The organism is Streptomyces sp. CB01881, assembly GCF_002953255.1.
Lineage (GTDB): Bacteria > Actinomycetota > Actinomycetes > Streptomycetales > Streptomycetaceae > Kitasatospora.
Genome location: NZ_CP026498.1, coordinates 18,728 through 31,254, shown reverse-complemented (window position 1 = coordinate 31,254; position 12,527 = coordinate 18,728). Strand labels below are relative to the sequence as shown.

Genomic DNA, 12,527 nt, shown 5'->3' with positions numbered 1-12,527 from the left:
TGTCGGCCGGTCGGGCTCGGCCGCGCGCGGCCGGCCCGCAACACAAAAGGCCCCGCCCGGCCGCCAAAGCGAAGCGGCCGGGCAGGAGACGGGGAAGCAACGGGGTCCGGGCGTCCGGGGGCGGGACGCCCTGGGTGGGACCCTGGGGCAGCGCTCCTCGGTCAGCAGGTGACGGCCGCGCGCTCGCGCATCACCAGATCGGTGCGGCCGGGCGTGGCGTCGGCCCAGAGCACCCGGGTGCCGCGGTCGGCCACCGGCATGTACTGGCCGCCCCGGTTGCAGGAGAACCGCTGCGGGGTGCCGCCGTCGATCGGGAGCTGCCAGAGCTTCGGCAGGTCGCTGTTGGCGACGCGCCGGCCCTTCGGCCAGGTGAAGGTGTAGGCGAAGGTAACGGCCTTCTCGGAGGCGGTCAGCTCGTCGATCTGGCGCGGCTCCGTGGTGCTGCCGGCCAGCAGGTCGGTCACGCCGGAGCCGTCGAGGGCGCCGGAGCGGATCGAGGTGCCGCGGCTCCCGTCGAGCGGCGTCTCCAGCCAGAGCAGCCGCTTCGCGGTCAGCAGCGTGTGGACCGCCAGCGTCCCCGCGGTGCCGCCCGTGCCGCCCGTGCCGCCCGCGACGTACCGGGCGACGACCTTGCCCGCGGAGACCGAGTAGACGGTCGGCGCGTAGACGGTGCGCTCGCCTTCCTGCCACCGCTCCGTCCAGGCGAGCAGGTCGCCGCGCAGCGAGAGGCCCTGCCCGTGGTGGCCGTCGGGCAGCGCGATCGGCGCGGCCTGCGCGCCGTCCACCGAGAGCCACGGCAGGGTGCGGCCGGTGCTGAAGTCCATCGCCTCGAAGGCGACGATCCCGCCGGCGACCCGGACGCCCGAGACCATCAGGCCGGCGGCGCTGTGGACGGTGTGCGTGGCGCCGCCGTCGAGCGGGCGGACCAGTACCGACCAGTCCGGCCGGCCCGGGGTGGTCTCGCCTTGGGAGGCCCAGGCCGCGACGGTGCCGTCGGTGGCGGGGCCGGTGTGCGAACGCTTGTCGCCGACCGGGCTGAGCCGGACCGGCTCGGCGGAGCTGCCGACGGTCCCGGTGAGGACGCCGAGGAAGCCCGACTCCCCGGCGGCCATCACCCAGCGGCCGTTGGCCACGTCCGGCCGGTTCTGGGTGCCGTCGGTGAGCGAGCGCAACACCGTGCGGCTGTCCATGCCGATCCGCCGCTCCCAGCCCTCCTTGATCCCGTGCGCGTCGAACGCGGCCGTCACCGAACGGAGTTGGGCACGGGTGAGGCCGAGCGAGCGGCCGGCGGCGAGCACCGCGTTGCGGGCGTCGACGAAGGTGTCCAGCGGGGTGAGGTACTCGGCGAGCGCCCGGTAGACCAGCCGGTCGGCGAGCAGCGGGTCCAGGGTGCGCCGGATGTCCCACAGCGCGCCGCTCATGATGCCCGAGTTGTCGTGCGAGGCGTCCTCGGTGAAGTGCACCGGCAGTCCGACGTAGTCGTTCACGGTGCTGCGGCCGGTGTCGAGGCGGCGCTGCGCGCAGGCTTCCGGGGTGCCGGTGCGGCAGAGGCTCTCGCCGAGCAGCGCGGCCCGCGGGTCGGTCATCGGGATGCCGCGGGTGGTGACCTCCACCGCGTTGCCGAAGTAGTCGGCGAGGGCCTCGTCGAGGGCGCCGGACTGGTCCCGCATGACGAGCTTGGCGGTGTTCTCGACGACCCCGTGCGTCATCTCGTGGCCGGCGACGTCGAGTGCGACGGCGAACGGGTAGAACTTGGCGTTGCCGCCCCCGTACGTCATCCGCCCGCTGCTCCAGTAGGCGTTCGGCAGGCTCTCGCCCCCACTGGTCACGTTCACCACGGCGTTGACCGGGCCGCCGGCGCCGTCGATCCCGTCCCGGCCGAGCCGGTCGTGGAAGAAGTCGTACACGGCGCCGGCGTTGCGCTGGGCCTCGGCGGCCCCGGTGGCGGCGAGCGAGGCCGGGAAGTCCGGGGTCGGCGAGGAGGGCGGGCGGACACCGTCGGGCAGCTGGCCGCCGACCTCGTACTCGTCCCGGCCGCCCGCGTCGTAGACGGTCAGGGGCGCGGGGCGGGTGAGGTCGATCAGCTGGTAGGTGCCGTCCGGCAGGCGGGCGATGTTCACCCGGGTCGGGCGGCCCTGGACGTCCGGCGCGGTGCCGACGGCGGGTTCGAGGCCGGCCGTCGACGCACCGGCGGGCGCGGTCACGGCGGCGGGCGCTCCTGTGGCAGCGGGGACCCGGGAGGTGAGCGAGAGGGCGACCGTGCCGGTGCCGGCGTCCAGGTAGAGCTCGCGGGCCTTGCCCTCCCACATCGTCCGGTCGGTCCCGCGCACGGTGAAGTGCCGGGCGAGCCGGCCGGCGCCGCCGGGCAGGACGACCGGGCCGCGGTCCTCGGCGGTGACGCCCGTGCGGGCCGGGCCGTCCTCGACCGAGGCGAGCGCGAGGCCACGCAGCACCTCGTCCGGCACGGCCTGGGTGGTCGGGGCGGTCAGGCCGGTGAAGTACTTGCCGCCGACCGACTCGACGCGCTGCGCGTCGCCCTCGCCGGCCAGGTGGACCAGGTAGGCGGCGCCGAAGACCGGCAGGCCGCCGTGCCGCTGCTCGAACCGGACGGTGCGGCGGCTGTCCGCCGAGCGCTCCACGCCGGTCACGACGAGCTGCGCCGGGTCGACCCGGTAGCGGTCCCGGTGGGCGGCGAGGTGGGCGCGGGCCGCCTCGGCGGCGTCGGCGCCCGGGGCCGGCTCGTCCACGCCGGTGACCAGCTGCGGGGCGGTGGTGTCCGTGCCGGCGACCAGGCCGGGCACGGGGTCGGCGTCGGCGGCCGGTTCCCCGGCCGGTCCGGCGAACGCCGGCGGTACGCCGACGCCGAGGCCCAGAACGACGGCCACGGCGGCGCCGAGCAGTTTGGGCGTGCGGGAACGGTGGTGCACTACGGGTCCTCCCTCGGGGAAACGGGGGCCCGGTCGCATGCCGGACCACGCGTGTGCAGCGGGCGCCCACCCCGGGACTCGTCCGTTCTCCGGAGCCGGCCGCCCGCCATGCGACGAACATAGGCCATTTCCCTTCATATGTCGATTGCCTGCATATGCAGTCCGACTGATCGCCGAGCGGGGCGTGGTCCTCACCGCCACGCCGTCGGAGCCCGCCGATGGTTCGACAGCATCGGACCGGGCACGGGGACAGGGAGGAGCGGGCAGCAGCCCGTCACCGAGGAGCGGGCGCAGCGGTTGACCGCGCGGCTGAGGGAGGCGATCGCGGACGTGCGGGCCGCCGTCCTGGTGTCGGCCGCACGGGTCGGGGCGGCGCACCGGGCACGGGCGTGGATCGCCCTCGGGTGTACGAACCGGGCTTCCCATGCCTCGGGCGGGCGGCCACCCGGTCCGCGGTGGAGTCCTGCCCTGTCCGCGGCCAGCAAGAATTCGGAGTTCGCCGGCGACGACCTCGGGTGTGCCGAGGGTGAGTTGTCGTAGCGCCTCCGCCCAGGACCCGGGGATCCGGCGACCGGCCCTCGACCTGCTTCGCAGCGGCGATGTCCCGGCCTTCCGCAGGGCCGCGCCGACCATCCTGCCGACCACCCCGCCGGCCTCCTGATGCGGGCGCTCCCCGCGAGGCGGGGTGACACCCCGGCAGTCCGTCGCCGACGGGCCGCCGCGGTCAGCGCGCCCGGGCGGTGGCCGGGCCGGCCGTCGGCGGTGTGGCTGTCGGCGGCGCGGTCGTCAGCGGCGTGGTGGGGACGGGCTTGTCGAACATCGCGCAGAGCACGGCGGTCTGGAGTTCCTGGCTCGCCTCGACGAGCTTCGGGTCGGCCTCGAACTCGAACAGCAGCTCCGTCGAGAAGAGGACGGTGGCGGTGCGGCTGCCGGCCCGGTCGGTGTAGTTGCTGCTGGAGTAGCCGGTGATCCCCCCGTCGTGCGCCCAGACGGTGCCGCAGGGGGTGGCCGCCGTCACGATGCCCAGCCCGGAGCCAGCCCCCGGGTTCTCCGGGTCGACCGGGACGGTGGTGAGCATCTGCTGCAGCTGCGCGGCGGGCAGCAGCCTGCCGGACATCAGGGCGGTGTAGAAACGCGACCAGTCCTGCGGGATGGACACCACCGCCCCGGCGGCGCCGCCCCAGCTGGGGTCGTTGCCGGAGACGTCCACGTGACCGTCGCGCCGTGGCCCGGCGACCTCCCTGAACGCGTCCGGCACACCCGGCGGCATGTGGGCGGGGTCCGGTTCGTAGCCACGGGCGTGCCGGCCCCGCCAGGTGGAGTCCGTGGCCAGGTAGGTGTGGTCCAGCTTCAGCGGCCGGGCGATCCGGTCCCGGACCAGGTCGGCGAGAGCGGCCCCGGTGACCCGCTCCAGGACGGCGCCGACCGCGGCGTAATCGGTGTTGCTGTACGACCACTTCGTGCCCGGGGCGAACAGCGGCTCGTGCCTCGCGCCCACGGCGAGCAGCTCCGTGGAGGTCCACCGGTGCGGGTCCCTGCCGAGGATCGAGCCCAGCAGCGCGCCGTCCTGGGTGTAGTCGAACAGTCCGCTGGTGTGGTTCAGCAGCATCCGCAGCGTCATCGCCGCGCCGTTCGGGACCGCGCCCGGCAGCCACTTCTCCACCGGGTCGTCCAGGGAGAGCCTTCCCTCGGCAACCAGCTGGAGCACCAGAACGGCCATCATGGTCTTGGTGTTGGAACCCATCCGGAACTCGTCACCCGCCTTCAGCCGGTGATCCCGGACCGACCAGGGGGCCTGCGCGGCGATCTCGACGGGCCGGCCGCGGCCGTCGTCGACCCGCACGACCACACCCGGCGCCCCGGTGTCCACGAGCCGCTGCGCCAACTGCCGCAGCCGGGCCCGCTGCGCCTGCTCCCCGCCCTGCGCCGCGGCCGCCGACCCGGCCGGGCCGACGGCGGACGCGGACCGCGCGGCCGCTGCCGCCGGGAGGGTGACCGGGAACGCGGCGGACGGGGCCAGCCCCACGGCCAGGGCCGACACCGTCACCAGGGCCGGTGTCACCCGGAGGCGGCGCGACCACGTCGAACGGTCCGACGGTGAAGTACGTGGAAACACTGATCCGTTCCTCCGGGTTGGGCGACCTGGACGACCTCGGCATCGGGCCCGCCACTGGCGACCCGCCGCACCCGGCATGCTGTCAGGTCCCCCGGTGCGGTGGCGGCCGTTTCCCCGACCAGCCGTCCACAACTGGCTACACCCAAGCGGATGTTCTCGACAAGTCGCCCACAACCAGCCGTCCATCAACGGTCGTTGTCAATCAACCACCCACAACCGGTTGCCCTCAAACGGCCGTTGCCGACCCGCCACCCGGGGCTGCCCGTGCCCGATGTCGCCCCACCGTGAGGCACCGGAGGTCAGCGCGACCGGGGCGCCGCCCTCCGGGCCCTTGCCCGCCCCAGCGACCACGAGGTCGCACCCACCAGCAGAGCCGTGCCCAACGCGTACGCCGGCAGCCAGCGCGTCGTCGTCGACGCCAGGCAGTCGTCGACGGCCTGGCGGCTCTGCTCCTGCTGCGCGTGGGCCAGGGCGTCACCAGCCTGGCCCGCCAGGCTCCCCAGGGCGGCCTGCGTCTGCAGGCTCTGGTACCGGCCTGACTCCACGCACTCGTGACGGGTCTCCGGCATGGGGAACAGCCAGTCCCAGCGCTGGAGTGCGGGGGCCAGCGCCAGCGCGACACAGAGGCCGACGACCAGCGCGTACGCCGCCAGACGCCACCCGAAGGCAGGCTGTCGGCCCGGCGCCCACACCGGTAGCCGGCCGAAGGACAGGACCGCCGCGAGCAGCGTCACCCCGAGGTAGGTGGAGAACCACTGCCAGGAGCCTTGCGCGAGCGAGAATGCCAGCACCACGCCGAGCGCGGTGCCCAGCACCCCGGCATCACCCGCCGACGGATCCCCGTCCACGACCTCACCCGCGGTCCCGCGCGCGGCCACGGGACCCCGGACGCCTCGACCGCCGCGCCCACTCACAAGCTCTCTCCTGCCTGCCTCCGGAGCACCAGCCTCCCGTCCCCGCCCGCCGCCGTCCTCCGACACCACACCGGTGCGCCCCCGACCCCACCCGACCGGCCCAGCCCCGGTCCACCCTGCTCCACCGGGTACGTGGCACCGGGTACGCGGCTCCACCGGGTAGGCGGCAACGCCGGGCCGGTCACGGGCGCAGCGACTCCGCGGCCTTGGACCAGTTGTCGTGCAGGCGGTCGAGGTAGGAGCGGGCCGCCGCACCGGGGGGCACGTTCCGGGCGAAGGCCAGCATGTTCCCCGCACCGGTGTTGTAGCCCAGGGCCATCAACTCGTCCTTGGTGTACGGCCCGGACCAGTGTGCGGGCAGTTGGGCGGCCAGGTCGTGCAGGTGCCAGGCCGCGGCCTCGACCGCGAGGTCCGGGTCGTCGGGGAGGTCCTCCCAGGCCCGGCCGGCGAAGTCGCGCCCCTGCCGGGCCTCTTCGAAGGCCGCGCGGTGCATGTTGGCGATGCCGAACGCGGCGTCCGGCTTGAGGCGTTGCCAGGCGCGCTCCACCTCGGGCCCGTGCGGCTTGTACGACTCGATGTAGAGGATGGCCATCAGGAGCTGCGGGTCGACGCCGGCGCCGGCCGCGTGCGTACGGACGGGCCCCGCGAACCGGCCCGGTGCGTAGTCGGAGTCGGCGGCCTTCGGCGAGGGGGACGCGGTGCCCGGCCCGGCCGTCCCGGCCGTCGCCCCGGCCGTCGGCGCGGCGGACCGGCCCGGCGAGGCGGTGGTCGTCGGCCGGGCGGTGGTCGCCGGCTCGCCGGAGTGCCCGCCGGCACCGCCCCGCACCAGGAACCAGAGGCCGAGGACGACCACCGCGATGGCGGGCCAACGCCGTTTGCGAGCTTCCTCGGCCATGCTGTCCCACCTTCTGCCGGTTCGTCGGACCGTACGGAGAGTCCGGTGGAGGACCGGGCTCCCGGGCCCTCCCCCCGGCCCTCCCATGATGGACGACCGCCGCCGCCGCACCGGGGTGATCCGGCCGGGAAAGAGGCCGGGCGCCGAGGCCTTCCCCCGGTCCGCGCCGCTCGGCCGACGGCCCGGCGGACCGGTCAGGAACCCGTCAGGAACCGGTCAGGAACGGAGAAGCGCAGGTCATCGCTGCGCACTAGCGTGATCGTCACGGACGCGCCCGAAACTGGTTAGATCGAGCCTGGCAACCCCTCCGGAGACCGTGAAGGCGGTCCGGCCGGACAGTGGAACGGCGCCGCGCAACAGATGGAGAGACGATGAGCATGGCCACGAGGACGGACACGCAGTCGTCCGGGCCGCACCCCGCCGACAGCCACGACCTGATCCGCGTGCACGGCGCGCGCGTGAACAACCTCAAGGACGTCAGCATCGAGATCCCGAAGCGCCGGCTGACGGTGTTCACCGGTGTCTCCGGCTCGGGCAAGAGCTCACTGGTGTTCAACACGATCGCCGCCGAGTCGCAGCGGCTGATCAACGAGACCTACAGCGCCTTCGTGCAGGGTTTCATGCCGACACTGGCCCGTCCCGAGGTCGACGTGCTCGACGGGCTGACCACCGCGATCATCGTCGACCAGCAGCGGATGGGCGCGGACCCCCGCTCCACGGTCGGCACCGCCACCGACGCGAACGCGATGCTGCGCATCCTCTTCAGCCGGCTCGGCAAGCCGCACATCGGCTCGCCCAAGGCGTTCTCCTTCAACATCGCCTCGGTCAGCGGCGCGGGCGCGGTCACCGTGGAGCGCGGCGGGCAGACCGTGAAGGAGCGGCGCAGCTTCAGCATCACCGGCGGCATGTGCCCGCGCTGCGAAGGCCGGGGCGCGGTCTCCGACATCGACCTCACCCAGCTCTACGACGACTCCAAGTCGCTCGCCGAGGGCGCGCTGACCATCCCCGGCTACACGACGGGCGGCTGGAACTACCGGCTCTACAGCGAGTCGGGCTTCGTCGACCCGGACAAGCCGATCCGCAGGTACACCAAGAAGGAACTGCGCGACTTCCTCCACCACGAGCCGGTCAGGATGAAGATCGCGGGCATCAACATGACCTACGAGGGGTTGGTCCTGCGGATCCAGAAGTCGATGCTCTCCAAGGACCGGGAGGGCATGCAGCCGCACATCCGGGCCTTCGTGGACCGGGCGGTCACCTTCACCGTCTGCCCGGAGTGCGACGGCACGCGGCTCAGCGAGGGGGCCCGGTCGTCGAAGATCAAGCGGATCGGCATCGCGGACGCCTGCTCGATGCAGATCAGCGACCTGGCCGAGTGGGTCCGCGGCCTCGACGAGCCGTCGGTGGTACCGCTGCTCACCGCGCTTCAGCAGACCCTCGACTCGTTCGTGGAGATCGGCCTCGGCTACCTCTCGCTCGACCGGTCGGCCGGCACGCTGTCGGGCGGCGAGGCGCAGCGCGTCAAGATGATCCGTCACCTCGGCTCCTCGCTCACCGACGTCACCTACGTCTTCGACGAGCCCACCATCGGCCTGCACCCCCATGACATCCAGCGGATGAACGCCCTGCTGCTGCGGCTGCGGGACAAGGGCAACACGGTGCTCGTCGTGGAGCACAAGCCGGAGACGATCGCGATCGCCGACCACGTCGTCGACCTCGGGCCCGGCGCGGGGACGGCGGGCGGCACCGTGTGCTTCGAGGGCAGCGTCGACGGGCTGCGGGCGGGCGGCACCATCACCGGCCGCCACTTCGACGACCGCGCCGCCGTCAAGGAGACGGTGCGCAAGCCCACCGGGACGCTGGAGATCCGCGGAGCGACGGCGAACAACCTGCGCGACGTCGACGTCGACGTCCCGCTCGGGGTGCTGGTCGTGGTGACCGGCGTGGCGGGCTCGGGCAAGAGCTCGCTCGTGCACGGTTCGCTGGTCGACGCTCCGGGGCCGGCCGGCGCGGGTGTGGTGGTGGTCGACCAGGGCGCGATCCGCGGCTCGCGGCGCAGCAACCCGGCGACGTACTCCGGTCTGCTGGACCCGATCCGCAAGGCGTTCGCGAAGGCGAACGGCGTGAAGCCGGCCCTGTTCAGCGCCAACTCCGAAGGTGCCTGCCCGAACTGCAACGGGGCCGGGGTCGTCTACACCGACCTCGCGATGATGGCCGGCGTGGCCAGCGTCTGCGAGGAGTGCGAGGGGAAGCGGTTCGAGGCCTCGGTGCTGGAGTACCACCTCGGCGGCCGCGACATCAGCGAGGTGCTCGCGATGTCGGTGGCCGAGGCCGAGGAGTTCTTCGGGGCCGGCGAGGCGCGCACCCCGGCCGCGCACGCCGTCCTCAAGCGGCTCGCCGACGTCGGGCTCGGCTACCTGAGCCTCGGTCAGCCGCTCACCACGCTGTCCGGCGGCGAGCGGCAGCGGCTGAAGCTGGCGACCCACATGGCGGAGAAGGGCGGCGTCTACGTCCTCGACGAGCCGACCACCGGCCTTCACCTGGCCGACGTCGAGCAGTTGCTCGGCCTGCTCGACCGCCTGGTCGACTCCGGCAAGTCGGTCATCGTCATCGAGCACCATCAGGCGGTCATGGCGCACGCGGACTGGATCATCGACCTTGGCCCGGGCGCCGGCCACGACGGCGGGCGGATCGTCTTCGAGGGCACACCCGCCGATCTCGTCGCCGACCGCTCCACCCTCACCGGCGAGCACCTCGCGGCCTACGTCGGCGCCTGACCGGAGAGCCGCGGCGCCGGGTCGGCGCGGCGCCGCCGGGCCGGGCCCACCTGGGCCCGGCCCGGGGTCGAACCGGGGCGTGCCGCGTCGGGATCCGCCGCTAGGGTGCTGTCGTGATCACCTCGGGGCAGCGTCCGCTGCTGTTTCTGGATGTCGACGGACCGCTCATCCCGTTCGGCGCGGAGCCGTGGCGCTATCCGACCTATCCCGCTGCTCCCGGACCGTGGGGCGCAGGACCGCCGGGCGCCGACGCGAACCCGCTCCTGGCGAGGATCAACCCCGAGCACGGGCCGCGGCTGGCGGCGCTCCCGTGCGAGGTGGTCTGGGCCACGACGTGGATGGACGACGCGAACGACTGCATAGCCCCGCGCATCGGTCTGCCGAGGCTGGCGGTGGTGGCCTGGCCGGAGCCGTCCGCCACCGACGACCAGGACGAGCGGGACGGCCTCCACTGGAAGACCCGCGCCCTCGTCGACTGGGCGGCAGGCCGCCCGTTCGCCTGGGTCGACGACGAGATCCGTGACACCGACCGGGCCTGGGTCGCCGCCCACCACCCGGGAGCCGCCCTGCTCCACCGGGTCGACCCCCGCCGCGGTCTGACCGACGGCGACTACGCCGCCCTCGACGCGGGGCTGCGACAGCTTTCCTGACACCGGCCTGACATCGGCCCGGCCGGCCCCGCCGGAGTCGTAGGGCACACCGGTATTACGCAGGGACCGGTGGAAGGTTCGTGACCGTTCGCGAGGCCTGATCACGCGCGCGGAAGCCGAAGCTGATGAGGGTGATGCCCTCTCCGGCACTGAGGGGCGTCCGGCCGTGCGGCGTGAGCGCGCCGTCGAATACGACGCAGTCACCCGCGGCGAGATCGTATTCGAGGTAGCCGTCGGCGTTGATGAAGACGGTGGTGCTGGCCCTGGGAGCGCCGGTGGGGCGCTCGTGCTTGAGGCACAGGATCAGGTTGGCCTCGCCGAAGCCGACCTCGTCCACGTGGAAGTCGAGGAACTGCCCTTTCGCCAGGTACGCGATGTAGACCCCAGTGTGCGGCTGTTCGACATCCAGACCGGTGGACCGCGCTACGACTGCGGCGAGATCGACTTGCCCGGCGAAGCGGCTCGCGGCATCGCCGGCGGCCGCGTTCCACTTGCCGTTGTGGAGGTACCCGTCAGCGGCTACGGCCTTCTCGGCCTCCTTCGCCATAGCGGCGATCAGCTCGGCGGGGAGCGACTGATCACGCAGGTGGCGCAGGAGGCGCGGGTGCACGCGCTGGTGTGCGGTGAGCCCGCGCACAGCGTCCCGGAGAGCGGGGAAGTCCTCTGCCCACCGGGCCGGCGTCCGGGCCGTGGTGCGGGACTGGAGCCATGAGGTCCACTGGCCGCTCCACCGGCGTGGCACCGCGCCGTCTGCCGCCGGCGCGTCGGCCTGGCCGATCAGCAGTTCCACCCGGGCGAGTGCTGCCTGCGTGGACTCGACCAGCCCGGCGTCCCCCTTGGCGACCCGCAGCCGCAGCGCTTCCTGGAGACGGGCCCGGGCACCCGCGAGGTCGCCGCGCTCCATCAGGTGCTTGCCGGTGTGCTGAAGCGCAAAGTCGACAAGTTCCGGGTGCTGGATTCGCGCGGTGTTCAGGGCACTGCGGTAGAGCGCGTCCGCAGTCTGCACGTCACCGGCGTAGCGGTGAGCGTCGCCGAGGTTGAGACCGGTGGCGACGACGGCCCGGGTGTTGCCGATCGCTGCGGCCAGGTCGAGCGACTGCCGGAGAAGCGTACGGGCCTCCTCGTGGTTGCCCAGGCACATCTGGCCGATGCCGATCCACCTGGTCAGGAGCCGAGTACGAGCGGGGTCGGCCTCGTCGGGCAAGCCCCGGAGTTCCTCGTTGAGTTGGCTGACCGCCGTGGTCAGCTCGTTGCGGTCGGTGGGGACCATTCGAAGGCCCTCGTCCTGGTCGATGAGGTGCTGGAGCACTGGACCTTCTCTCGTTCGGTTCTGCTCAGCGTGGCACTACAGCTGGTCGGTCTGGTGGCGCAGGTCGGCCAGCAGCTCAACCCCGTGGGGGGAGAAGTGCTCACTCAGAAGTTCGAGTTCGCGCATGAGGTAGCGGACGGCCGGCAGACCCTCGTCGTGGGCGCTCTGGAAGCTCGCGCGCTCGTTGGGCGTCAGGTCGTCGCGGGCCAACTCGACCTGGCGGAAGCGCAGTAGCTGGTTGTACACACAGGTCGCGTGGAACGCCCGGTCAATCTCCCAGAACTGGTTACGGGCCACTCCCTGCGAGGCGCGCCACGCGATCTCGATCTTGGGGGACGTCTTGGACGAGTACCCGTCGGCGAAGACCTGGAGCTGGAGGACGTGGAAGCTGATCGACTGGTGCGTCCCCTCGTGCAGCAGGTTCTCCGCCAGGAAGAGGAGCGACGGCTCTGGGCTGACGGTGTTCGGCGGGATGTGGTGCCGGGCCTTCTCGGAGAACACGATGACGTACGGGAGCGCCGGGTCACTGGAGCTGGTCAGCGAGGAGGTGCGGATGCCTGGCTTGAGACCGACCCACAGCAGCCCCCGGACGAACTCGCGCACGCGGGCGAATCCCTCGGGGTGGACCAACGACAGGTGGTCCAGGGCCTGGGTCAGCGCCGCGCGGCGCTCGTCGGTGTGCTGGACGATCTCGTAGTCCGTCAGGTTGATCTCGCTGGCGATCTCGCCGGGAAGCTCGGCGTCGAACCAGTCGAAGTTCGCCCCGGCCACGGTCACGTTCTCGCTGCGCAGGGTGCGGGCGTGTTCCGCGTAGGGGGTGCCCGACTTCACCAGGCGCTCCATCAGGGCGAAAGGCAGAGCGCTCTCCGCGCCCACCTCGCGCAGTCGGATCAGGTCTGGGTCCTTCCGGTCGAGGTCGAAGAAGGAGGGGGACGCGGG

8 protein-coding genes are annotated in these 12,527 nt (G+C 73.0%); 2 read left to right on the top strand and 6 right to left on the bottom strand.

What is annotated here, in order from left to right; genetic code table 11:
* Positions 1–161: 161 nt before the first annotated feature.
* From C2142_RS00125 to C2142_RS00110, 4 genes are all read right to left on the bottom strand, one after another.
* The gene (locus tag C2142_RS00125) at positions 162–2,927 is read right to left on the bottom strand and encodes a M4 family metallopeptidase (protein ID WP_162002363.1); all 2,766 of its coding nucleotides are present in this window, start codon (positions 2,925–2,927) and stop codon (positions 162–164) included.
* A gap of 724 nt (positions 2,928–3,651) precedes the next feature.
* The gene (locus C2142_RS00120) at positions 3,652–4,974 is read right to left on the bottom strand and encodes a serine hydrolase domain-containing protein (protein ID WP_206670876.1); all 1,323 of its coding nucleotides are present in this window, start codon (positions 4,972–4,974) and stop codon (positions 3,652–3,654) included.
* 368 nt (positions 4,975–5,342) lie between these two features.
* Positions 5,343–5,891, bottom strand: a complete 549-nt coding sequence (locus tag C2142_RS00115; RefSeq protein WP_148640475.1) for a hypothetical protein — start codon at positions 5,889–5,891, stop codon at positions 5,343–5,345.
* A gap of 247 nt (positions 5,892–6,138) precedes the next feature.
* Entirely contained in the window at positions 6,139–6,852 is a 714-nt protein-coding gene (locus tag C2142_RS00110) for a transglycosylase SLT domain-containing protein (protein ID WP_148640474.1), read from the bottom strand.
* A gap of 371 nt (positions 6,853–7,223) precedes the next feature.
* Here C2142_RS00110 and C2142_RS00105 point away from each other — a divergent pair, with 371 nt between their 5' ends.
* Together C2142_RS00105 and C2142_RS00100 are read left to right on the top strand one after the other, a co-directional pair.
* Positions 7,224–9,629, top strand: coding sequence for an excinuclease ABC subunit UvrA (locus C2142_RS00105; protein WP_148640473.1), 2,406 nt, complete (start codon positions 7,224–7,226; stop codon positions 9,627–9,629).
* 113 nt (positions 9,630–9,742) lie between these two features.
* A complete protein-coding gene (locus C2142_RS00100) occupies positions 9,743–10,279 on the top strand; it encodes an HAD domain-containing protein (RefSeq protein WP_148640472.1) in 537 nt (178 codons plus the stop codon).
* Positions 10,280–10,334: 55 nt separating this feature from the next.
* Here the strand turns inward: C2142_RS00100 and C2142_RS00095 are convergent, their stop codons facing one another.
* Positions 10,335–11,588 (bottom strand): tetratricopeptide repeat protein, encoded by a 1,254-nt coding sequence (locus C2142_RS00095; protein WP_148640471.1) that lies wholly within the window; start codon positions 11,586–11,588, stop codon positions 10,335–10,337.
* Positions 11,589–11,624: 36 nt separating this feature from the next.
* Positions 11,625–12,527 (bottom strand): hypothetical protein (locus tag C2142_RS00090; RefSeq protein WP_194235739.1); only part of this gene is annotated, 903 nt, incomplete at its 5' end.

What these genes read in the sequence shown, in the direction of transcription:
- C2142_RS00110 (WP_148640474.1), bottom strand. Translation starts at nt 6,852, where the DNA reads ATGGCCGAGGAAGCTCGCAAACGGCGTTGGCCCGCCATCGCGGTGGTC.
- C2142_RS00105 (WP_148640473.1), top strand. Translation starts at nt 7,224, where the DNA reads ATGAGCATGGCCACGAGGACGGACACGCAGTCGTCCGGGCCGCACCCC.